The sequence below is a fragment of the Pseudomonas lutea genome (assembly GCF_000759445.1).
In the GTDB taxonomy this organism is placed as follows: domain Bacteria; phylum Pseudomonadota; class Gammaproteobacteria; order Pseudomonadales; family Pseudomonadaceae; genus Aquipseudomonas; species Aquipseudomonas lutea.
Genome location: NZ_JRMB01000001.1, coordinates 14,397 through 36,273 on the forward strand (window position 1 = coordinate 14,397; position 21,877 = coordinate 36,273).

19 protein-coding genes are annotated in these 21,877 nt (G+C 60.2%); all 19 read right to left on the reverse strand.

The annotated features are described in order from the left end of the window. Positions 1 to 38 precede the first annotated feature (38 nt). Positions 39 to 1,886, reverse strand: a complete 1,848-nt coding sequence (gene nuoL / locus LT42_RS00075) for an NADH-quinone oxidoreductase subunit L (protein ID WP_037008800.1) — start codon at positions 1,884 to 1,886, stop codon at positions 39 to 41. Then, positions 1,883 to 2,194 carry an NADH-quinone oxidoreductase subunit NuoK gene (nuoK, locus tag LT42_RS00080; RefSeq protein WP_037008802.1) on the reverse strand — a complete coding sequence of 104 codons (312 nt, stop codon included), beginning with the start codon at positions 2,192 to 2,194 and terminating at the stop codon, positions 1,883 to 1,885. Before nuoK ends, nuoL begins: the two co-directional genes overlap by 4 nt. A gap of 4 nt (positions 2,195 to 2,198) precedes the next feature. Beyond that, entirely contained in the window at positions 2,199 to 2,699 is a 501-nt protein-coding gene (nuoJ, locus tag LT42_RS00085) for an NADH-quinone oxidoreductase subunit J (RefSeq protein ID WP_037008804.1), read from the reverse strand. Positions 2,700 to 2,708: 9 nt separating this feature from the next. Further along, positions 2,709 to 3,257: an NADH-quinone oxidoreductase subunit NuoI gene (gene nuoI, locus LT42_RS00090; RefSeq protein WP_037008808.1), complete on the reverse strand. Its 549-nt coding sequence runs from the start codon at positions 3,255 to 3,257 to the stop codon at positions 2,709 to 2,711. Between the two features lie 11 nt (positions 3,258 to 3,268). Next, on the reverse strand, positions 3,269 to 4,258 hold the full coding sequence (gene nuoH / locus LT42_RS00095) for an NADH-quinone oxidoreductase subunit NuoH (protein ID WP_037008811.1): 990 nt from the start codon (positions 4,256 to 4,258) through the stop codon (positions 3,269 to 3,271). Continuing rightward, positions 4,255 to 6,966: an NADH-quinone oxidoreductase subunit NuoG gene (gene nuoG / locus LT42_RS00100; RefSeq protein WP_037008814.1), complete on the reverse strand. Its 2,712-nt coding sequence runs from the start codon at positions 6,964 to 6,966 to the stop codon at positions 4,255 to 4,257. Before nuoG ends, nuoH begins: the two co-directional genes overlap by 4 nt. Before the next feature lie 133 nt (positions 6,967 to 7,099). Next, the gene (gene nuoF / locus LT42_RS00105) at positions 7,100 to 8,458 is read right to left on the reverse strand and encodes an NADH-quinone oxidoreductase subunit NuoF (protein WP_037008815.1); all 1,359 of its coding nucleotides are present in this window, start codon (positions 8,456 to 8,458) and stop codon (positions 7,100 to 7,102) included. Beyond that, positions 8,455 to 8,952 (reverse strand): NADH-quinone oxidoreductase subunit NuoE, encoded by a 498-nt coding sequence (gene nuoE, locus LT42_RS00110; protein ID WP_037008818.1) that lies wholly within the window; start codon positions 8,950 to 8,952, stop codon positions 8,455 to 8,457. Before nuoE ends, nuoF begins: the two co-directional genes overlap by 4 nt. Before the next feature lie 2 nt (positions 8,953 to 8,954). After that, on the reverse strand, positions 8,955 to 10,736 hold the full coding sequence (gene nuoC / locus LT42_RS00115) for an NADH-quinone oxidoreductase subunit C/D (protein WP_037008819.1): 1,782 nt from the start codon (positions 10,734 to 10,736) through the stop codon (positions 8,955 to 8,957). 74 nt (positions 10,737 to 10,810) lie between these two features. Continuing rightward, on the reverse strand, positions 10,811 to 11,485 hold the full coding sequence (locus tag LT42_RS00120; protein ID WP_037008821.1) for a NuoB/complex I 20 kDa subunit family protein: 675 nt from the start codon (positions 11,483 to 11,485) through the stop codon (positions 10,811 to 10,813). A 10-nt stretch (positions 11,486 to 11,495) separates the two neighbouring features. Then, the gene (locus LT42_RS00125; protein WP_037008823.1) at positions 11,496 to 11,909 is read right to left on the reverse strand and encodes an NADH-quinone oxidoreductase subunit A; all 414 of its coding nucleotides are present in this window, start codon (positions 11,907 to 11,909) and stop codon (positions 11,496 to 11,498) included. A gap of 511 nt (positions 11,910 to 12,420) precedes the next feature. Beyond that, the gene (aceA, locus tag LT42_RS00130) at positions 12,421 to 13,746 is read right to left on the reverse strand and encodes an isocitrate lyase (RefSeq protein ID WP_037008825.1); all 1,326 of its coding nucleotides are present in this window, start codon (positions 13,744 to 13,746) and stop codon (positions 12,421 to 12,423) included. A gap of 1,542 nt (positions 13,747 to 15,288) precedes the next feature. Further along, complete coding sequence (locus LT42_RS00135) at positions 15,289 to 16,077, reverse strand: secretin N-terminal domain-containing protein (protein ID WP_037008827.1); 789 nt, start codon at positions 16,075 to 16,077, stop codon at positions 15,289 to 15,291. 161 nt (positions 16,078 to 16,238) lie between these two features. After that, positions 16,239 to 16,664 carry a GNAT family N-acetyltransferase gene (locus LT42_RS00140; RefSeq protein ID WP_037008829.1) on the reverse strand — a complete coding sequence of 142 codons (426 nt, stop codon included), beginning with the start codon at positions 16,662 to 16,664 and terminating at the stop codon, positions 16,239 to 16,241. Then, positions 16,657 to 17,823: a ribosomal protein uL16 3-hydroxylase gene (locus LT42_RS00145; protein ID WP_037008830.1), complete on the reverse strand. Its 1,167-nt coding sequence runs from the start codon at positions 17,821 to 17,823 to the stop codon at positions 16,657 to 16,659. The genes LT42_RS00140 and LT42_RS00145 overlap by 8 nt, the downstream gene beginning before the upstream one ends. An 84-nt stretch (positions 17,824 to 17,907) precedes the next feature. After that, complete coding sequence (purB, locus tag LT42_RS00150) at positions 17,908 to 19,278, reverse strand: adenylosuccinate lyase (protein ID WP_037008831.1); 1,371 nt, start codon at positions 19,276 to 19,278, stop codon at positions 17,908 to 17,910. A 132-nt stretch (positions 19,279 to 19,410) separates the two neighbouring features. Further along, the gene (gene hflD, locus LT42_RS00155; RefSeq protein ID WP_037008832.1) at positions 19,411 to 20,031 is read right to left on the reverse strand and encodes a high frequency lysogenization protein HflD; all 621 of its coding nucleotides are present in this window, start codon (positions 20,029 to 20,031) and stop codon (positions 19,411 to 19,413) included. Continuing rightward, complete coding sequence (mnmA, locus tag LT42_RS00160) at positions 20,031 to 21,161, reverse strand: tRNA 2-thiouridine(34) synthase MnmA (protein ID WP_037008834.1); 1,131 nt, start codon at positions 21,159 to 21,161, stop codon at positions 20,031 to 20,033. The genes hflD and mnmA overlap by 1 nt, the downstream gene beginning before the upstream one ends. Before the next feature lie 250 nt (positions 21,162 to 21,411). Next, positions 21,412 to 21,852: an NUDIX hydrolase gene (locus tag LT42_RS00165; protein ID WP_037008836.1), complete on the reverse strand. Its 441-nt coding sequence runs from the start codon at positions 21,850 to 21,852 to the stop codon at positions 21,412 to 21,414. Between the last annotated feature and the right edge of the window lie 25 nt (positions 21,853 to 21,877).

Consider the following 21,877-nt stretch of genomic DNA (forward strand, 5'->3'; position numbering starts at 1 on the left):
CTTTCGCAAAGTCGCAAGGTTCATGTCATATCGACTCATCAGACCAGCACAATCGCGCCGAGTACCAGTACGGCACCTGCGGCGATCGAAGCGGCGTACCAGCGGAGCTGACCGGATTCGGTGCGGGTCATCAAGCCATTGCCGGCTTTGACCAGACGCGGAATCAGGCCGATGGTGTGGTCGAGCGGATCGCTACGCAGCATGCGGCTGATAGCCAGATAAGGTTTGACGAACAGCACGTCGTACACCCAATCAAAGCCCCACGCTGCAAACCACCACGCGGACAGGAAACGACCCGGGCCGCTGTTGGCGATGGCAGTGACCAGACGACGCTTGCCGAGGAACAACACGGCGGCCAGGAGGATACCCGCCAGCGCGATGGCGCCCGAGGCGATTTCCAGGCTGTGCTTGGCTTCACCGCCGGCATGGCCCGCGCTTTGGGGCAATACACCGGCCAGTGGCGGATGAATCCAGGCGCCGATGAACGTCGAAAGCACGATCAGCACACCCAGCGGCAACCAGTGGGAAATCCCGTGGCCGGCGTGGGCTTCGGTCTTCGCTTCGCCGTGGAAGGCAATGAAGATCAGGCGGAAGGTATAGAGCGAGGTCATGAACGCACCGACCAGACCGGCATAGAGCAGATACTGATGACCGCTGGCGAAGGCTTCCCAAAGGATCTCGTCCTTGGAATAGAAGCCCGCCGTGACCAGCGGCAACGCTGACAGCGCAGCGCCGCCGACGATGAAGCTCGCGTAGGCCAACGGCAGTTTCTTCCACAGTCCGCCCATCTTGAAGATGTTCTGCTCGTGATGGCAGGCAACGATCACCGCACCGGACGCAAGGAACAACAGTGCCTTGAAGAAAGCGTGGGTCATCAGGTGGAAGATCGCGCCGTCCCACGCACCCACACCCAGTGCCAGGAACATGTAGCCGATCTGGCTCATGGTCGAGTAGGCAAGGATACGTTTGATGTCGGTCTGCACCAGGGCTGCGAAACCCGCCAGCACCAGGGTCACGCCACCAACAATGCCTACCAGATGGAGGATGTCCGGCGCCAGAATGAACAGACCGTGGGTCCGCGCAATCAGGTAAACACCTGCCGTCACCATGGTCGCGGCGTGGATCAGCGCTGAAACCGGCGTAGGACCGGCCATTGCATCTGCCAGCCAGGTTTGCAGCGGCAGCTGAGCGGATTTACCGACAGCACCACCCAGCAGCATCAGCGTGGCCAATACAATCCAGAAGTCACCGACCTTGAAGTGCTGTGGCGCACGAACCAGCAGTTCCTGAATGTTCAACGTACCCAGCTGCTGGAACAGGATGAACAGGCCGATGGCCATGAACACGTCGCCGATGCGGGTCACGATGAAGGCTTTCAGGGCCGCGTTGCCGTTGTTGCGGTTGCTGTAATAGAAACCGATCAACAGGTACGAGCACAGGCCCACGCCTTCCCAACCGAAGTAGATGAACAGCAGATTGTCGCCCAGGATCAGGAACAACATGCTGGCAATGAACAGGTTGGTGTAGGCGAAGAAGCGCGAATAGCCGTCTTCGCCACGCATGTACCACGAGGCGAACAGGTGGATGAGGAAGCCGACGCCGACCACGACGCCCAGCATGGTGATGGACAGGCCATCGACATACAGGGCGAAGTTGGGCTCGAAACCGTCTACCGACATCCAGCGCCACAGCACCATGGTCAGGTGACCGCCTTCTGGCGGCGACACGTTGAATTGCCAGATCACGTAAGCGGCGACAATGGCCGACAGGCCAATCGAGCCCACGCCGATCAAGGCAGACAGGTTCTCTGACCATTTGCCGCGCGAGAACGACAGCAGCAGAAAGCCGACCAGAGGGAAAACGAAGGTTAAAAAGAGTAGGTTCATCCGCGCATCTCGCTGGCAGCGTCGATATCGAGAGTGTGGAAGCGGCGATACAGCTGCAGCAGGATCGCCAGGCCAATACTGGCCTCGGCTGCGGCAAGGCTGATCACCAGAATGAACATGATCTGGCCGTCAGGCTGAGCCCAGCGGCTGCCCGCTACGACAAAAGCCAGAGCGGCTGCGTTCATCATCACTTCCAGGCTCATCAACACGAACAGAATGTTGCGGCGTACCAACAGGCCCGCCAGGCCGAGGCAGAACAGGATACCGGCGACCGCCAGGCCATGTTCCAGAGGGATTGCTGAGTTCATGGCGTTACTCCTTCGCCTCGTTGCGGCCGACATGGAACGCCGTCACGGCTGCCGCAAGCAGCAGCATCGAGGCGAGTTCGACAACCAGCAGGTAAGGGCCAAACAGGCTGATGCCCACCGCTTTGGCGTCCACCGTGGTGTGACCAATGGAAGCGCCTGTGGAGTTGGCGAACAGCACATAGATCAACTCCGCCAGCAGCAGGCCGCCCAGCAGAATCGGGCCAAGCCAGATGCCGGGCTTGAGCCACGCGCGTTCCTGTTGAACCGAGGCCGGGCCCAGGTTCAGCATCATCACCACGAAGACGAACAGCACCATGATGGCGCCAGCGTAGGCGATCACTTCAAGCGCGCCGGCGAACGGTGCGCCGAGACTGAAGAACGTCATGGCCACGGCGATCAGCGAAATGATCAGGTAGAGCAGGGCGTGCACCGGGTTCGTGTTGGTGATCACCCGAAGGGTGGCCACCACAGCGATGCCGGATGCGAAATAGAAAGCGAATTCCATCTTTCTTCCTTAAGGCAGCAAGCTCTTGACGTTGATGGGCTGGGCTTCGTTCTGTGCATCGCCTTTCGGCTTGCCGGCGATGGCCATCCCCGCAACGCGGTAGAAGTTGTAATCAGGGTTCTTGCCGGGACCGGAGATCAGCAGATCTTCCTTCTCGTACACCAGATCCTGACGTTTGAACTCGGCCATCTCGAAATCCGGTGTCAGCTGGATCGCGGTGGTCGGGCAAGCTTCCTCGCACATCCCGCAGAAAATGCAGCGCGAGAAGTTGATACGGAAGAACTCCGGGTACCAGCGTCCGTCATCGGTTTCGGCTTTTTGCAGCGAGATGCAGCCTACCGGGCAGGCGACGGCACACAGGTTACAGGCCACGCAGCGCTCTTCGCCGTCGGGGTCGCGGGTCAGGACAATACGACCGCGGTAGCGCGGCGGCAGATACACCTGCTCCTCTGGATACTGCAGGGTGTCACGCTTACGGAAGCCATGGCCAAAGACCATGATCAGGCTGCGCAGCTGCGTACCCGTACCCTTAACGATGTCGCCAATATATTTGAACATGGGTCAAATCCTCACTGAGCCGCCAGGACGACCGCAGCGGTCACCAGCAAATTGATCAGGGTCAGTGGCAAGCAGAACTTCCAGCTGAAATCCATCACCTGGTCATAACGCGGACGAGGGATCGAAGCACGCAACAGGATGAACAGCATGATGAAGAACGCGGTTTTCAAGGCAAACCACATGAAAGACAGTTGCGGCAGGATATCGAACGGGCCGTGCCAACCGCCGAAGAACAGGGTCACCAGCAGCGCCGAAATCAGGATGATCCCGATGTACTCGCCGACGAAGAACATCCCCCACTTCATGCCTGCGTATTCAATGTGGTAACCGTCGGCCAGTTCCTGTTCGGCTTCCGGCTGGTCGAACGGGTGACGGTGAGTCACGGCGACGCCAGCGATGAAGAACGTACAGAAGCCGAAGAACTGCGGAATGATGAACCACAGATGATCGGCCTGGTATTTGACGATGTCGCCCATGTTGAACGAGCCGACCTGCACCACGATCCCCATCAACGACAGGCCGAGGAACACCTCATAGGACACGGTCTGCGCCGAAGCCCGCAAGCTGCCCAGCAGGGCGTACTTGTTGTTCGATGACCAACCGGCGAACAACACCGCATAGACCGACAGACCGGCCATGGCGAAGAAGAACAGCAGCCCGATGTTCAGGTCGGCGACCACCCAGGTCTGGGTGACCGGGATGACCGAGAAGGCGATCAGCAGAGCGCTCATGGCCACTACCGGCGCCAGGGTGAAGATCACCCGGTCAACGAACGGCGGATTCCAGTCTTCCTTGAAGAACATCTTCAGCATGTCGGCAGCGATCTGAAACATGCCGAAGGGGCCAACGCGGTTCGGACCGTAACGGTCCTGCCACCAGCCCAGCAGACGACGTTCGACGAAGCTGAGCAACGCGCCGCAGACCACCACGGCAAGCAGCACCACGATGGCCTTGACGACAGCGATGATCGAGTCGATCACTTCAGGGGTAAACCAGGTCATAGGGCGGCCTCCTGCAGCGCGTCAACGGTTTTGCCGAACAGAGCCGGAGGAATGCCGGCCAGACCGGACGGCAATGCCACAAGGCCCGCGCCCAACTCTTCGCTGATGCGCAGCGGCAGACGCAGGGTCTGGCCGGCCACGCTCAGGCTGAGCAGGGCACCGTCGTTGACACCCAGGCGGTCCGCTTCTGACTTCGCCAGGGCAACGTATGCCTGCGGAATGCGCTCCTGAACCGGTGCGGCTTTAGAGGAGGTCTCCTCGCTGCCGAACAGGTGGTAGAACGGCACGACCTGCCAGGTGCCCTGGGCAGGAGAGAACGCGCGCGGCACGTTGGCAAACCAGCTCAGTCTGTCGCCCGTGCTTTCGATCAGGCGTACGCCCGGATCACCCGCGCGTATGTGACCGCCGACTTCGTCCTGGAACTTGTTCCACGCCTGTGGCGAGTTCCAGCCCGGCGACCAGGCAAACGGCACCTGCGAACGCGGTTCGGCCGAGCCTGAATAACCTTCCATCGAGAACGCGAACGCAGTGTCCTTGTCCTGTGGCGTGCGCGGCTCGTGCACGCTGATGTTGGCGCGCATGGCCGTACGGCCGCTGTAACGCAGCGGTTCGCGAGCCAGTTTCAGACCCTTGATACGGAACGCAGCAGAAGGCGCGGCACCGACGATGCCGGCCAGTTGCGGCGTGCTTGCGGCACAGGCCGCAGTGACATGGTCAAGCTGAGTCCAGTCAATTGGCTGGTTCAACAGCGTGGCGCGCAGGGCGTGCAGCCAGCGCCAGCCTTCGTGCACCAGAATGCCGGCATCCAGATAAGTTGGGTCAAAGACCTGGAAGAAGCGCTGAGCGCGGCCTTCCTGGCTGACCAGCGTACCGTCACCCTCGGCAAAGCTCGCGGCCGGCAGCACCAGGTGGGCGCGGTCGGTGGTGGCGGTCTTCTGATGATCGGCCACGATGACCACTTTGGCGGCGTTCAATGCCGCGTTGACCGTCGCGGCGTCGACACGGGTGAACAAGTCGTTTTCCAGTACCACGATGGCGTCGGCGTTGCCCGAGATCACCGCCTGCAGTGCGGCATCGACCGAGTCGCCACCGAACAGGGTCAAGCCCATGCTGTTGGCTTCCGGCACGATCAGGCTCAACGAGCCTTGCTTGTCGCGCAGCTTCAGGGCTTTGGCGATGTTGGCAGCGGCTTCGATCACTGCGTTCGAGCCCAGCGAGGCGCCCGACACGATCAGTGGACGCTTGGCTTCCAGAAGTGCTGCGGCGATGCGCTCGGCGAGCTCCAGTGCTTCTGCGTCCAGACCGATGACCGCCGGAGCGCTTGGGTCGATGGCGTGAGCCACCGCGAAACCGATGCGAGCCAGATCGTCAGGCGAGGCGTGCACGCATTCTTCAGCGATGTCATCCAGACGTGTATCCGTCAGGCTGGCGATGAACAGCGGGTTCAGTTCGTGCTGGCCGATGTTTTTGACGGCGGCGTCGAGCCATGGCTGGACTTTCATCGCAGCGGCCATGTCTTCGGCTTTGTTCTTGACCAACTGACGCAGGCCGAGAGCCATGCGTGCAGCCGTCTGAGTCACGTCTTCGCCGAGAATGAACACTGCGTCGTGCTCTTCGACTTCACGCAGCGTAGGAATTGGCAGCGGGCTGTCTTTCAGCACTTGTGCAATCAGGCGCAGACGCTCCAGCTCACCCGCTTCGATACCCGAATAGAAATGCTCGGCGCCGACCAGTTCGCGCAGGGCGAAGTTGCTTTCGAGGCTGGCACGCGGCGAACCGATGCCGACGATGTTGCGCCCGCGCAGCAGGTCAGCTGCCTTGTCCAGCGCGGCATCCAGGCTCAGCTTGACGCCTTGCGCCAGCGGCTGGCGTGGACGGTCCTTGCGATTGACGTAGCCATAACCGAAACGGCCACGGTCGCAGAGGAAGTACTGGTTCACCGACCCGTTGTAGCGGTTCTCGATACGGCGAATTTCGCCATAACGCTCGCCCGGGCTGATGTTGCAGCCGCTGGAGCAGCCGTGGCAGATGCTTGGCGAGAACTGCATGTCCCATTTCCGGTTGTAGCGCTCGGAGTGGGTCTTGTCGGTGAATACACCGGTCGGGCAGACCTCGGTGAGGTTGCCGGAGAACTCGCTTTCCAGCGTGCCGTCTTCGACGCGACCGAAGTACACGTTGTCGTGGGCGCCGAATACACCGAGGTCGGTGCCGCCGGCGTAGTCTTTATAAAAGCGCACGCAGCGGTAGCAGGCGATGCAGCGGTTCATCTCATGCGCGATGAACGGCCCCAGTTCCTGATTCTGATGGGTGCGTTTGGTAAAGCGATACCGGCGCTCGTTGTGGCCGGTCATCACCGTCATGTCCTGCAAATGGCAGTGACCACCTTCCTCGCAGACCGGGCAGTCGTGCGGGTGGTTAGTCATCAGCCATTCAACGACGCTGGCGCGAAACGCCTTGGATTCGTCGTCGTCGATGGAGATCCAGGTGTTGTCAGTGGCGGGCGTCATGCAGGACATCACGATACGACCGCGGGTGTCGTTCTCGTCGGTGTACTGCTTGACTGCGCACTGGCGACAGGCGCCAACACTGCCAAGTGCCGGATGCCAGCAGAAATAAGGGATGTCGAGGCCCAGCGACAGACATGCCTGTAACAGGTTGTCTGCGCCATCGACTTCGAGCGCTTTGCCGTCTACGTGGATAGTGGCCATGGTTCAAAGATCTTCGTTGGCCCGGTGTCAGCGGGCGTGGCTAATGGAATCTCGGTGGCATCCGACTCAAACAGCCTCGCGGCGTCGTCGGATGCAGGAAGGCGGCCTTATGAGCCGCCGACCGTTTATCGTGTTATGCGCCGACCATGGTCGGGCTGATGACCTGATTGAGGTCGCCCGCACGTGTTGGTGCGATGCCTGCCTCGAATTCCGGCCGGAAGTACTTGATCGCGCTGCCCAGTGGTTCAACGGCGCCCGGTGCGTGGGCGCAGAAGGTTTTGCCTGGGCCGAGGAAGTTGACCAACCCCAGCAGCGTCTCGATATCGCCCGGTTGACCCTGGCCGTTTTCGAGGGCGCGCAGCATCTTCACGCTCCACGGCAAGCCGTCGCGGCACGGCGTGCAGAAACCGCACGACTCCTGCGCGAAAAACTCTTCCATGTTGCGCAACAGCGAAACCATATTGACCTTGTCGTCCACCGCCATCGCCAGGCCGGTACCCATCCGGGTGCCCACCTTGGCCACGCCGCCGGCGTAGAACTGGCAATCGAGGTGCTCAGGCAACAGGAAGCCCGTACCAGCGCCGCCGGGCTGCCAGCACTTGAGTTTGAAGCCGTCGCGCATGCCGCCAGCGTAGTCTTCAAACAGCTCGCGAGCCGGGAGACCGAACGGCAGTTCCCACAGGCCGGGATTCTTCACCTTGCCGGAGAAGCCCATCAGCTTGGTGCCGTGGTCTTCACTGCCTTCGCGGGCGAGCGACTTGTACCAGTCGTTGCCGTTATTGACGATGGCCGGCACGTTGCACAGGGTTTCGACGTTGTTCACACAGGTCGGCTTGCCCCACACGCCCACAGCGGCGGGGAAGGGCGGCTTGGAGCGCGGGTTGGCGCGACGGCCTTCCAGGGAGTTGATCAGTGCGGTCTCTTCACCGCAGATATAACGCCCGGCGCCGGTGTGCACGATCAGCTCGAAATCAAAGCCGCTGCCGAGGATATTCTTGCCCAGCAGGCCGGCCGCTTCGGCTTCTTTCACCGCACGACGCAGGTGCACCGCTGCAGTGGTGTATTCGCCGCGCAGGAAGATGTAACCGCGGTAGGCCTTCAGCGCGCGGGCGCTGATCAGCATGCCTTCGATCAGCAGATGGGGCTGTTGCTCCATCAGCATGCGGTCTTTCCAGGTGTTGGGCTCCATCTCATCGGCGTTACACAGCAGGTAACGGATGTTCATGGATTCGTCTTTGGGCATCAGCCCCCACTTCACGCCGGTGGGGAAGCCTGCGCCGCCGCGACCCTTGAGGCCAGAGTCCTTGACGGCCTGGACGATTTCGTCAGGCGACAGCGTGGCGAACGCCTTGCGCGCTGCTGCGTAACCGTCTTTCTTCTGGTATTCATCGAGCCAGATCGGTTCGCCGTCATCGCGCAGACGCCAGGTCAGCGGATGGGTTTCCGGGGCACGGGTGATCAGGTTGGCGGGGCCGAAGGAAGTGATGGTCATACGTAGTCCTCCAGCAGCCGGGCAACGCCAGCGGGCTGCAGATTGCCGAATGTGTCGTCGTCGATCATGACCGCCGGCGCCTTGTCGCAGTTGCCCAGGCAGCAGGCCGGCAACAGGGTGAAGCGACCGTCTGCAGTGGTCTGGCCGAGGCCGATGCCCAGCGAGCTCTGAATTTCGCCCACGATGTCTTCGTGGCCGGCAATGAAGCAGACCATGCTGTTGCACACGCGGATGATGTGTCGGCCAACCGGCTGGCGGAAGATCTGGCTATAGAACGTCGCCACGCCTTCCACGTCGCTGGCAGGAATGCCCAGCACTTCGCCGATGGCGTAGATGGCGCCGTCCGGCACCCAGCCGCGTTCTTTCTGAACGATTTTCAGGGCTTCGATGGACGCCGCGCGCGGGTCCTCGTAGTGATGCATTTCGTGCTCGATGGCCGAGCGCTCGGATTCGCTCAGGGCGAAACGGTCTGTCTGGATAAGCGTGCTGTTCATGCTTAGCGGTCCACGTCGGCCATAACGAAATCGATACTACCCAGGTACGCGATCAAGTCCGCGACCATGCTGCCTTTGATCACCGAAGGGATCTGCTGCAGGTGCGGGTAGCTTGGGGTGCGAATCCGGGTACGGTAGCTCATGGTGCCGCCGTCGCTCGTCAGGTAATAACTGTTGATGCCCTTGGTCGCTTCGATCATCTGGAAGGATTCGTTGGCCGGCATGACCGGGCCCCACGAAACCTGCAGGAAGTGCGTGATCAGGGTTTCGATGTGCTGCAGGGTGCGTTCTTTCGGCGGCGGCGTGGTCAGCGGGTGATCCGCCTTGTACGGGCCGGCCGGCATGTTGCGCATGCACTGCTCGATGATTTTCAGGCTCTGGCGCATCTCTTCGACGCGGACCATGCAGCGGTCGTAGGCGTCGCCGTCGTGGGCCAGGGGCACTTCGAATTCGAAGTTCTCGTAACCCGAATACGGACGCGCCTTGCGCAGGTCGAAGTCCAGGCCCGTGGCGCGCAGGCTAGGCCCGGTGACGCCCCACTCCAGCGCTTCCTTGGTGTTGTACGCGGCAACGCCGACGGTACGACCTTTAAGGATGCTGTTCTGCAGCGCTGCCTTGGTGTACTCGTCCAGACGCTTGGGCATCCAGTCGATGAAGTCCTTGACGAGCTTTTCCCAGCCGCGGGGCAGGTCGTGAGCCACACCGCCGATACGGAACCAGGCCGGGTGCAGACGGAAGCCGGTGACGGCTTCGATCACGGTGTAGGCGCGCTGACGGTCGGTGAAGGTGAAGAACACCGGCGTCATTGCGCCCACGTCCTGGATATAGGTCCCCAGGAACAGCAGGTGGCTGGTGATGCGGAAGAACTCGGACATCATGATGCGGATGACGTTGACCCGGTCCGGCACGGTGATCCCGGCCAGTTTCTCGACCGAGAGCACGTACGGCAGGTTGTTCATCACGCCGCCGAGGTAATCGATGCGGTCGGTGTACGGGATGTAGCTGTGCCACGACTGGCGCTCGGCCATCTTCTCGGCGCCACGGTGGTGGTAGCCGATGTCGGGAACGCAGTCGACGATCTCTTCGCCGTCCAGCTGCAGGATTATACGGAACGCACCGTGGGCCGAAGGGTGGTTCGGGCCCAGGTTGAGAAACATGTAGTCCTCGTTGGTGCCGGAACGCTTCATGCCCCAGTCTTCCGGACGGAAACGCGCGGCTTCCTCTTCCAGCTGCTGCTTGGCCAGCGTCAGGCTATACGGGTCGAACTCGGTAGCGCGGGCCGGGAAATCCTTGCGCAGCGGATGACCTTCCCAGGTCGGCGGCATCATGATGCGAGTCAGGTGCGGGTGGCCCGGGAAGTCGATCCCGAACATGTCCCACACTTCACGTTCGTACCAGTTGGCGTTCGGCCAGATGCCGGTTACGGTCGGCATACTCAGGTCGCTTTCGGACAGCGCGACCTTGATCATCACGTCGCTGTTACGTTCTATCGACATCAAATGGTAGAACACCGTGAAGTCGGCATCCGGCAAGCCGCGACGCTTGGTGCGCAGACGTTCGTCCACGCCGTGCAGGTCGTAAAGCATGACGTACGGCTTGGGCAACTGACGCAGGAACGTCAGGACCTCGATCAGCCGGGCACGTTGCACCCACAGCACCGGCAGACCGGTGACGGTGGATTGGGCGGTGAACGCGTCAGCGCCAAAACGGTTATGGAGTTCAACGACGACCTCTTGGTCGTCAGCCTTGTGAGGCGGGATGTACAGAGCGGTGTCTGCAGTCATAGGTCTCGATCGCTATCGGTCAACGTACAGAATGAACCCAGGTTCAGGCTTCTTTTTGTAAAAGAAAAACTGGATCAGACTTCGTCGGGGCTGCGCAGGTTTGTCACCGCAATACGCTGTTCGCGGCGCTGTTCCTTCTGCGACGGCATCTCGGCGCGATAAACGCCCTGATCACCGACGACCCAGGAAAGGGGACGACGCTCCTGACCAATGGATTCCTGCAGCAGCATCAAGCCTTGCAGAAATGCCTCTGGACGGGGCGGGCAGCCGGGCACATAAACATCCACGGGGAGGAATTTATCCACGCCCTGAACCACTGAATAGATGTCGTACATGCCACCGGAGTTGGCACACGCGCCCATCGAGATAACCCACTTCGGCTCCAGCATTTGCTCATAGAGGCGCTGGATGATCGGGGCCATCTTCAGGAAAGGTGTACCGGCGATAACCATGAAATCCGCCTGACGCGGCGATGCCCGGATGACCTCTGCACCGAAGCGCGCGATGTCATGGGGCGCCGTGAAGGCGGTGGTCATTTCCACGTAGCAGCACGACAGACCGAAGTTGTACGGCCAAAGGGAGTTCTTGCGACCCCAATTGACAGCACCGCTCAGTACGTCTTCGAGCTTGCCCATGAAGATGTTTTTGTGGACTTGGTCTTCTAACGGATCGGAAACGACTTCGCGTTCGCCGATGGGGTACTGCTCGTTAGGAGCATCCGGGTTGATCCTGGTGAGATTGTATTGCATTGCCAAAGCCTCATTGTTTTAGCTTCGCCTGCCGGTTACGACGACCAACGGGAGCCCAATCGAGCGCCCCTACCCGCCATAGGTAGACAAGACCTGCCAACAGAATTGCTATGAAAACGAGCGCTTCGGCGAAGCCGGTCCAGCCGCTTTCGCGGACGGACACAGACCAGGCGTACAGAAAGAGGGCTTCAATGTCGAAAATCACGAAAAGCATCGCGACCAGATAAAATTTTGCCGAGAGCCGCAAGCGGGCGCCGCCGGTAGGCAGCATGCCGGATTCAAACGGTTCGTTTTTGCTGCGGCCCCAGGCTTTGGAACCCAACAGACTGGAGAGGCCGAGCATGAAGGCGCAGAGGCCGACGACGCCCAGAAGGAAAACTGCGAAGCCCCAGTTGTGGGCAATCAATCCTGTCGAGTCGGGCATGCTGGCAGTCCTTAACAGAGAGCAAGGGTCTCTGAGCTTGAAAGAAGTAGAAGCAGTGACGATATGTCGCAGTGCGACCAATCCCGGGATTTTATGTGCAAAAGGAGGGCAAGTAAATTTTCTGCATCAAATTTATTTGAAGGATTAATGAGATAGGTCATGGTTTTCATGCGCTGGCCCAGCAGGGGCGGGCGTTGAGGGGCGCTTTGGATAAATCTCTATGGCGGAGTTGTGCAGGCAAACAGAGCGGTTTAAATGATAATAAATATCATTTGGGCCTGACGGGTAGCGATGTCACGGATGTGTGACGAAGTTCCAATTAATTATGTGGCGGACGAGCATTGGTCGATATACGGAGCCTAATTAACTTTGTGATGCCAATTTGAACTGTCTATCAGGTAATAATTGACCGTTGCAGTGGGTTTAATATCCAGCCAAATAGAGAAAGCCGCCTTAGGGCGGCTTTCATGGCGGAGCCTGTCAATAGGCACCGAGCGCTTTCAATGCTGGCTTAATGGAACTGCTCTTCTTCCGTCGATCCGGTCAGTGCAGTGACCGAAGACTTGCCGCCTTGAATCACCGTGGTCATGTCATCAAAGTACCCGGTGCCCACCTCCTGCTGGTGCGCGACAAAGGTATAGCCTTTCGCAGCGTCGGCAAATTCTTGCTCTTGCAGCTTCACGTAGGCAGTCATGTCATTGCGTGCGTAGTCATGCGCCAGGTTGAACATGCTGTGCCACATGTTGTGAATGCCTGCCAGCGTAATGAACTGATGCTTGTAACCCATCGCCGACAGCTCGCGCTGGAATTTGGCGATGGTTGCGTCGTCCAGGTTTTTCTTCCAGTTGAAGGAAGGAGAGCAGTTGTACGACAGCAGCTGATCCGGATATTCCTTTTTAATCGCCTCGGCGAAGCGGCGCGCTTCATCCAGGTCAGGTTTGGCGGTTTCGCACCAGATCAGGTCCGCATAAGGGGCATAGGCCAGGCCGCGGGCGATCGCCTGATCCAGGCCGGCGCGGACCTTGTAGAAGCCTTCCGGCGTGCGGGTCCCGGTTACGAATGGCTGATCGTAAGGGTCGCAGTCCGAAGTCAGCAGGGCTGCGGCGTTGGCGTCAGTGCGAGCCAGAATGATGGTCGGCACGCCTGCAACGTCAGCGGCCAGGCGAGCCGCCACCAGCTTCTGCACGGCTTCCTGAGTGGGCACCAACACCTTGCCGCCCATGTGGCCGCATTTCTTCACCGACGCCAGTTGATCCTCAAAGTGAACACCGGCAGCACCGGCCTCAATCATGCTTTTCATCAGCTCGTAAGCGTTGAGCACGCCGCCAAAACCGGCTTCGGCATCGGCCACGATCGGCGCGAAGTAATCAATATAGCCTTCATCGCCCGGGTTCTTGCCAGCTTTCCACTGGATCTGATCGGCGCGGCGGAATGAATTATTGATGCGTTTGACCACGGTTGGCACTGAATCCACCGGGTAGAGCGACTGATCGGGGTACATCGACTCGGCCGAGTTATTGTCAGCTGCTACTTGCCAGCCAGACAGATAGATGGCCTGGATGCCCGCTTTGACTTGCTGCACGGCCTGGCCTCCCGTCAGTGCGCCCATGCAGTTGACGAAATCCTTGTCCGGACGGAACGACGGCTTGGCGCCCTGGGTTACCAGGTTCCACAACTTGTCAGCGCCCAGCCTGGCGAACGTGTGTTCCGGCTGAACCGAGCCACGCAGGCGGACGACGTCAGCAGCGGAGTAAGTGCGGGTGACGCCTTTCCAGCGTGGATTCTCGGCCCAGTCTTTCTCGATAGCTGCAATTTGTTGTTCGCGTGTCAGTGCCATGGGATGAACCTCGTTGCTTGCTCTTGTGGGTATTGAGGTGAAGCTCCTTGCTTCGCCGGCGCCGGTGTTTCTTCGAGGCGCACTGATGGCTGCTCACTGAATCGGAAAGCATGTTTATCAGTTCATGTTTGGTCGCCATCAATGTGCAGAGGCGTTAAACGGCCTTTTGGGCATAAAAGACGCTAATCGGCGCGAACGTGGTTCGTTCAGGCGCGATCAGGAGGCTTATTGCGCGGCTTCCGATCAGTGGGAGCGAGGCCATCATGCCTCGGGGATTTTGCATCGTCAAACACTTTGTAGTGGTTTCTTTACCTCACTACATATTCCGTCTAATGCGACTTGGCGGTCAGTTTAGGGCGTGCGGGTGCTGGGAAGGGCAAATCAGCGTGGGTGCTGGGTGTTCGCGGGTTGGAGGCGAGATGTAGTGGCAGATGGAGCACTACATAATCGAGTGGGGCGCGACCGGTTAGGGCGAGAGATCAGGCGGGCTCTTTTACGTATCCGTAGGAGCCGGCTTGCTGGCGAATCCATTCTTCAGCCACCGCAGCGGTGAATGACAGACACCGTTCGCCAGCAAGCCGGCTCCTACAGATCCCATGCAGACGGCAATTACCCGTGTCGTGCGCAGAAACCGTAGGAGCCGGCTTGCTGGCGAACCCATTTTTCAGCCACCGCAGCGGTGAATGACAGACACCGTTCGCCAGCAAGTCGGCTCCTACAGATCCCATGCAGACGGCGATTACCCGTGTCGCGCGCAAAAACCGTAGGAGCTGACTTGCTGGCGAATCCATTCTTCAGCCACCGCAGCGGTGAATGACAGACACCGTTCGCCAGCAAGCCGGCTCCTACAGATCCCATGCAGACGGCAATTACCCGTATCGTGCGCAGAAACCGTAGGAGCCGGCTTGCTTGCGAACCCATTTTTCAGCCACCGCAGCGGTGAATGACAGACACCGTTCGCCAGCAAGTCGGCTCCTACAGATCCCATGCAGACGGCGATTACCCGTGTCGCGCGCAAAAACCGTAGGAGCCGGCTTGCTGGCGAATCCATTCTTCAGCCACCGCAGCGGTGAATGACAGACACCGTTCGCCAGCAAGCCGGCACCTACAGATCCCATGCAGACGGCAATTACCCGTGTCGTGCGCAGAAACCGTAGGAGCCCGCTTGCTGGTGAACCCATTTTTCAGCCACCGCAGTGGTGAATGACAGACACCGTTCGCCAGCAAGTCGGCTCCTACAGATCCCATGCAGACGGCGATTACCCGTGTCGCGCGCAAAAACCGTAGGAGCTGGCTTGCTGGCGAATCCATTCTTCAGCCACCGCAGCGGTGAATGACAGACACCGTTCGCCAGCAAGCCGGCTCCTACAGATCCCATGCAGACGGCGATTACCCGTGTCGTGGGCAAAATCCGTAGGAGCCGGCTTGCTGGCGAACCCATTTTTCAGCCACCGCAGTGGTGAATGACAGACACCGTTCGCCAGCAAGCCAGCTCCTACAGATTGCAGAGCGTCGCTTCAGTGGCTTATCAAAAATGTCGCCTCAATCCAGGCTGTCGACCTTCACGCGCAGCTGCATGTCGTTGCGGCCTTGCGTGGAGTAGCGACGGACCACGCCGCGCTCATCCGCGCGAGACTGGTCGCTGACCCCGGCAAGGGTGATCCACTGACCGAGTCGGCCGCTGACCTGGGAGTCGGTGCTCTGCACCTTGATCGCGTCCGCCTGCTGCTGGCTCATGCGGTCGTTATTGGTGCTGATGCTCAAGTGAACAATGTCGCCCGTCACGGTCGCGGTCACGTAAAAGCCTTGGGTCACATTGCGGTACTGCGTGTTGGTCTGAGGGTAACCATAACCATCGGACTGCACCGAGGTGATGGGAATGCTTTGACCCACCTGAATCAGCGCCGGGGTGCCTTCATTGGCCTGCACTTGCTGTACGCCACCGTCGCGGCTGACCGTGCCGTAGTTCTGAATGCGCGTCTGACCGTCCGCACTGAGGCGTCCGTCCTGGGAACGCACGGTGCCATTGACCGAGTAACCCTGATCGTTCTGCACCGTGCTGTCGCTGGTGTCGACGCTGATCATCAGTCGCTTGGGGGCGGTGTCGAGTTGGCCGAGCAGCTCGCGCAGTTCGCTGATCTTGTCGGGCTCGGCGTTGACGATCAGCTTGTTGCCATAGGCGTTGACGCTGCCGTCGTTGCCCAGAAAGGACTTCACCGCAGGCAGCAGGTCATCGCTGGTGCGGTAGTTCAGAGGAATGACTTCGGTGGCGGCCGTGGCCGTAAAGCTGCAGGCCAGCAGCAGTGAAGCGAGCAGGGTGCGTAGTGACATCGGTTCGGTCTCCGCAAGGGCGCGTCTAGGCGACGAGTTTGCCAGTTTGTCGGCCTGCGCAGCACCAAGTTGAATCGCAAACGGCAAAACGCCCCGGCGCGCGGTTCTCGACTGGGTTTGCCGAAAGCGTGCGACGGGGCGCCAAAGGCCGCGAAGCCTGATCAGTGCGAGTTGCGCACCATGTCTACGTGGGGCAGGCCGGCTTCGAGAAACTCGTCGCTGACGACAGTGAACCCGAACCGTTCGTAAAACGCAGTGGCGTGAATCTGAGCGCTGAGTCGCTGCTGCTTCAGGTCGCGACGCTCGGCTTCGTCGAGAATGGCGGTAATCAGCGCGTCACCCACGTTCAAGCCGCGCCAGTCTTTCAGTACCGACAAACGGCCGAACTCACCGTCTGGCAAAAGGCGTGCGGTACCGACAGCGTAGTCACCTTCCAGTGCCAGGAAGTGCAGGGCGCCTGCGTCCTCCGAGTCCCATTCCAGTTCAGGTGGCACGGACTGCTCGGACACGAACACCGCATCGCGAATGCGGCGGATGTCAGCGTTGTCTTTGTGCCAGTCGGCTACCCGTACGCGGATCTTATTCATCAGCAAACCCCAGACTTCCTTGTTTGACCAGCTCACAGAGCAGGTTACGTCCATCGTCATCTGCCAGCCATTGGCCCAGATTGTCGATGTGCAGCGCATCGGCCGCACAAATCATTTTCAACAGTTCACGCAAGTGGCCTGGCAGCAGACGGCTTTGCCCGCTGGCAAACAGCAGCAGGTCGTCATCGACTTCCGACCACGCCAGCCGCGCACTCGGGTTGCGGATCAGCACAGCGCCTTGTTCCAGGCTGTCGAGCAGTTCCTCTTCCGCCAGTTCAGGGCCGACTACCAGCTCCGGATAACGAGGCTCGGTCATGAACTGGCCGAACCAGGTCAGCAGCAGGCGCTCGTCACCCATGTGCTCGGCCAGCAGACCTTTAAGGCGATCAAGGGCGTCGTGTTGAATCTGGTGCGGATCGCTGACCGGTTGCGCGCCTGCGTCGGTGTAGCGTTCCTCATCCGGTATGAACTGGCTGAGGAAGTCGGTGAAATGGGTCAGCACTTCGGCGGCACTCGGCGCACGGAAACCTACCGAGTAAGTCAGGCATTCATTCACGGCAACGCCGCAATGGGCCAGCCGCGGCGGCAGGTAAAGCATGTCGCCCGGCTCCAGCGTCCACTCGTCTGTGCCCTGGAAGTCGGCCAGGATGCGCAGGTCGGCGTGGGTGAGCAGGGGGCTTTCGGCGTCGCACATCTGGCCGATCTGCCAGTGACGCTTGCCATGGCCCTGCAGCAGGAACACGTCGTAGTTATCAAAGTGCGGACCGACGCTGCCGCCCGGTGCGGCATAGCTGATCATCACGTCGTCGATACGCCAGCTGGGCAGGAAGCGGAAGTTTTCCAGCAGTTCGCTGACTTCCGGAACGAATTGATCCACAGCCTGAACCAGCAGCGTCCACTCGCGCTCAGGCAATTTGCTGAACTCGTCCTCGGCGAACGGGCCGCGACGCAGCTCCCATGGGCGCTCGCCTTTCTCGATAACCAGGCGCGACTCGACTTCTTCTTCGAGTGCCAGCCCGGCCAGCTCGTCAGCGTCGATCGGGCTCTGGAAATCCGGAATGGCCTGGCGGATCAGCAAAGGTTTCTTCTGCCAGTAGTCACGCAGGAACTCGCGCGCTGTGATGCCGCCTAGAAGCTGAAGAGGGATGTCAGGATTCATGTGTAACCTATTGAAAAAACGAATTTTTGCTACGGGAATAAAAACGCCCGGCTCAGCCGGGCGTTCAGAGCGAGTGCAGTGCGATCAGATGCGCTTGGCCTGCGCCGCCGCGTTACCGATGTAGTTGGCGGGCGTGAGCTTCTTCAGCTCGGCTTTGGCCTCTGCGGGCATGTCGAGACCGTCGATGAAGGTCTGCAGCGCTTCAGGGCCGATGCCCTTGCCACGGGTCAGCTCCTTGAGCTTCTCGTACGGGTTTTCGATGTCGTAGCGACGCATGACCGTCTGGATCGGCTCGGCCAGGACTTCCCAGCAAGCGTCCAGGTCGGCAGCGATTTTCTGCTCGTTGAGTTCCAGCTTGCCGATGCCCTTGAGGCTCGCTTCGTACGCAATGACGCTGTGAGCGAAGCCCACGCCGAGATTGCGCAGCACGGTGGAGTCGGTCAGGTCGCGCTGCCAGCGGGAGATCGGCAACTTACTGGCCAGATGCTGGAACAGTGCATTGGCGATACCGAGGTTGCCTTCGGAGTTTTCGAAATCGATCGGGTTGACCTTGTGCGGCATGGTCGACGAACCGATTTCACCAGCGATGGTGCGCTGCTTGAAGTAGCCCAGGGAGATGTAGCCCCAGATGTCACGATCGAAGTCGATCAGGATCGTGTTGTAGCGCGCGATCGCATCGAACAGTTCGGCAATGTAGTCATGCGGTTCGATCTGCGTGGTGTAAGGGTTGAAACCCAGGCCCAGCTCGCCTTCGATAAAGGCGCGGGCGTTGGCTTCCCAGTCGATGTCCGGGTACGCCGACAGATGCGCGTTGTAGTTGCCGACGGCGCCGTTGATCTTGCCCAGCAGCGGCACGGCAGCGACTTGGGCAATCTGGCGTTCCAGGCGATACACGACGTTGGCCAGTTCTTTGCCCAGGCTGGTCGGCGACGCTGGCTGACCGTGGGTGCGCGACAGCATCGGCACGTCGGCGAAGCGGATGGCCAGTTCGCGAATGGACTCGGCAATCTGGCGCATCAGTGGCAGCAGCACGGTGTCGCGGCCCTCACGCAGCATCAAGGCGTGGGACAGGTTGTTGATGTCTTCGCTGGTGCAGGCGAAGTGGATGAACTCGCTGACCTTGGCCAGCTCCGGCAACTTGGCTGCCTGCTCCTTGAGCAGGTACTCGATCGCTTTGACGTCGTGGTTGGTGGTGCGCTCGATCTCTTTCACGCGTTCAGCGTGCTCAAGGGCGAAGTCGTCAGCCAGCGCGTCAAGAATGGCATTGGCTTCAGCGGAAAACGCGGGGACTTCCGGGATCTGCGGGTGCGCGGCCAGGCGTTGCAGCCAGCGCACCTCCACCAGGGCGCGGAAACGGATCAGGCCGTATTCGCTGAAAATCGGGCGCAGGGCCTGGGTTTTGCCGGCGTAGCGGCCATCTACAGGGGAAACCGCAGTGAGCGAAGAAAGCTGCATAGGGTGTTCTCGGACTGTCGGGCAACGAAAAGGGGCGCGTATCATACATGAAAATCACGCTCAGCCGAGGCTGGCCGAGCGTGATGAGCCGCGCGATGCAGGATTGTGAGCAAACCGGGTGGCGTCTGCCACTCAGTGGTGAAGCAAGGGATACAGTTCTTTCAATAACTTGCGGCGACTGATGACCAGTTGCCAGCGGTGACCGCCCACCTGTCGCCAAAGTCGTGCGCAGCGAATGCCGGCCAGCAGCAGCGCGCGGATTTTCGACGCATTGTTGGGCTGCTGCAGATTACGCATGTCACCGTGTACCTGGATGCGTTGACGCAAGGTGCTCAGGGTGTCCTGGTACAGTGCGCCGCTGGCGGCAATGACGTTTTCATGCGCGATCCCGAAGTGCTCGACCTGGGATTTGATCTGCGGCAGGCGTTTGCCAATGGTGTCGAGCATGTCATCGCGCTTGGACAGCTGGCGCTCGAGGCCCAGCATCGCCAGCGCGTAACGCAACGGCTCGCGTTGCAGCGTGGCGGGGTCGCGTTCCAGAGCGCTGGCCAGGGCACGGTAACCCTCATGCAAATTCAGGTCATCACCGCCGAATACGTCAAGCGTGTCCTTGGGATCCAGGACCAGCAGGGTGCCCATCAGGCAGCCCACCGCGGCTTCACCGGCCTGCCCGGTCTTGGCAATGCGATCGACCAGCACGGCGGCCTGAAAGACCCCGGCCAGGGCCACAAGTTGTTCCTGGATCGGGGTCATCAACGTGCGTTCCTGTTGTGCCACGGCTCGGCGATCTCGATAACGCCGCCGCCCAGGCAGACCTCACCGTCGTAGAACACCACGGACTGACCCGGCGTCACGGCGCGTTGCGGCTCGTCGAAGGTGGCGCGGTAACCGGTTTCGGTACGTTCCAGGGTGCAGCTTTGATCGCTCTGGCGGTAACGCACCTTAGCGGTCAGCTTGCGCGGGCTGCTGAGGTCGATCGGGTTGACCCAGTAAATGTCCGAGGCGAGCAAGGCGCGGGAGAACAGCCATGGGTGTTCGTTGCCCTGGCCAACAATCAGCTCGTTGTGCTCCAGGTCCTTGACCAGCACATACCACGGCTCATCGCCAGCATCCTTCAGTCCGCCGATGCCCAGCCCCTGGCGTTGGCCGATGGTGTGGTACATGAGGCCCGCATGCCGTCCGATGACTTCGCCTTCGGTGGTCTTGATCTCGCCGGGCTGAGCGGGCAGATACTGTTTCAGGAAGTCGGTGAAACGACGTTCCCCAATGAAGCAAATGCCGGTGGAGTCCTTTTTCTTCGCCGTCGCCAGCTGATACTTCTCGGCGATGGCGCGCACTTCAGGCTTCTCCAGCTCGCCGACCGGGAACAGGGTCTTGGCGATCTGCTCACCGCCCACAGCGTGCAGGAAGTAGCTTTGGTCCTTGTTCGGGTCCAGGCCCTTGAGCAATTCGGTGCGCCCATCGATGTCGCGGCGGCGCACGTAGTGTCCAGTCGCGATCAGGTCGGCACCCAGCATGAAGGCGTAATCCAGAAACGCTTTGAACTTGATCTCGCGGTTGCACAGGATGTCCGGGTTCGGCGTGCGTCCGGCCTTGTATTCTTCGAGGAAATGCTCGAAGACGTGATCCCAGTATTCGGCCGCAAAGTTCACGGTGTGCAGCTTGATGCCAATTTTGTCGCACACGGCCTGGGCGTCCGCAAGGTCGTCCATGGCGGTGCAGTATTCCGTTCCGTCGTCTTCTTCCCAGTTCTTCATGAACAGGCCTTCCACTTGATACCCCTGCTCCATGAGCAGAAGGGCGGAGACCGAAGAATCCACGCCGCCGGACATGCCGACGATGACGCGCTTCTTTTCTGTATCGGAAAAGGCTGAATCAGACATAGGAATTCGATTGGGTAGCAGCAGGAAAGGGCGCGATTCTATCAGGGAGTCAGCGCCAAGGCTAAAAGCTATTCAGTTGCACAGACACCTTCGCCCGCCAGAGCGCTGTTTTTGTGGGGCGTCTTTAGTCGGGAAGAGGCCTGAACGAACACCAGGAATTTCGCGTTGTGACACCCGGCGCCATCCCGGCTGAAGCCGGTCCCACAATGCATACGGTCTGTAGGACCGGGTTTCGCCGGGAAGAGGCCAGTCAGTCGCGCACCACATCGAGGCTGTGGATCGGGCCTGCGAGGTAGTCATCGATGCATTCCAGTACCAGATGGCTGCGCCAGCGCTCGGGCTGTTCGGCCAACTCGTCGCGAGTGAGCCAAGGGGCGCCGACGATACCGGTGTCCAGGGCGCGGCCCGGGTGATGCCGGACGCCCCTGGCGGTAAAACAAACCCGTTGATAGGTCACGCCGTTGCTCGGCGCGGTGTACAGGTAAATGCCGACCACACCGGTGAGCTCGACGTCCCAGCCGGTTTCTTCCAGCGTTTCGCGGACGGCCGCTTCACGCAGGGTCTCGTCAGGCTCCAGGTGTCCGGCGGGCTGATTGAGCACGAGCTTGCCGTTTTTCAGTTCCTCTACGAACAGAAAGCGGCCGTTGTCTTCGATGACGGTTGCAACGGTGATATGGGGATGCCAGGTCATTGGGGCTTCTCGTTAGCTGTAGGAG

Bases quoted from the DNA above. Each gene is read 5' to 3' on its own strand.
- LT42_RS00125 (WP_037008823.1), bottom strand. From the start codon at position 11,909: ATGCCCGACTCGACAGGATTGATTGCCCACAACTGGGGCTTCGCAGTT.
- purB (WP_037008831.1), bottom strand. From the start codon at position 19,278: ATGCAGCTTTCTTCGCTCACTGCGGTTTCCCCTGTAGATGGCCGCTAC.
- mnmA (WP_037008834.1), bottom strand. From the start codon at position 21,161: ATGTCTGATTCAGCCTTTTCCGATACAGAAAAGAAGCGCGTCATCGTC.
- nuoL (WP_037008800.1), bottom strand. From the start codon at position 1,886: ATGAACCTACTCTTTTTAACCTTCGTTTTCCCTCTGGTCGGCTTTCTG.
- nuoJ (WP_037008804.1), bottom strand. From the start codon at position 2,699: ATGGAATTCGCTTTCTATTTCGCATCCGGCATCGCTGTGGTGGCCACC.
- nuoI (WP_037008808.1), bottom strand. From the start codon at position 3,257: ATGTTCAAATATATTGGCGACATCGTTAAGGGTACGGGTACGCAGCTG.
- nuoH (WP_037008811.1), bottom strand. From the start codon at position 4,258: ATGACCTGGTTTACCCCTGAAGTGATCGACTCGATCATCGCTGTCGTC.
- nuoE (WP_037008818.1), bottom strand. From the start codon at position 8,952: ATGAACAGCACGCTTATCCAGACAGACCGTTTCGCCCTGAGCGAATCC.
- hflD (WP_037008832.1), bottom strand. From the start codon at position 20,031: ATGACCCCGATCCAGGAACAACTTGTGGCCCTGGCCGGGGTCTTTCAG.
- aceA (WP_037008825.1), bottom strand. From the start codon at position 13,746: ATGGCACTGACACGCGAACAACAAATTGCAGCTATCGAGAAAGACTGG.
- nuoC (WP_037008819.1), bottom strand. From the start codon at position 10,736: ATGACTGCAGACACCGCTCTGTACATCCCGCCTCACAAGGCTGACGAC.
- LT42_RS00120 (WP_037008821.1), bottom strand. From the start codon at position 11,485: ATGCAATACAATCTCACCAGGATCAACCCGGATGCTCCTAACGAGCAG.
- nuoK (WP_037008802.1), bottom strand. From the start codon at position 2,194: ATGAACTCAGCAATCCCTCTGGAACATGGCCTGGCGGTCGCCGGTATC.
- LT42_RS00135 (WP_037008827.1), bottom strand. From the start codon at position 16,077: ATGTCACTACGCACCCTGCTCGCTTCACTGCTGCTGGCCTGCAGCTTT.
- LT42_RS00140 (WP_037008829.1), bottom strand. From the start codon at position 16,664: ATGAATAAGATCCGCGTACGGGTAGCCGACTGGCACAAAGACAACGCT.
- nuoG (WP_037008814.1), bottom strand. From the start codon at position 6,966: ATGGCCACTATCCACGTAGACGGCAAAGCGCTCGAAGTCGATGGCGCA.
- LT42_RS00165 (WP_037008836.1), bottom strand. From the start codon at position 21,852: ATGACCTGGCATCCCCATATCACCGTTGCAACCGTCATCGAAGACAAC.
- nuoF (WP_037008815.1), bottom strand. From the start codon at position 8,458: ATGACCATCACTTCCTTCGGCCCCGCCAACCTGATCACCCGTGCCCCG.
- LT42_RS00145 (WP_037008830.1), bottom strand. From the start codon at position 17,823: ATGAATCCTGACATCCCTCTTCAGCTTCTAGGCGGCATCACAGCGCGC.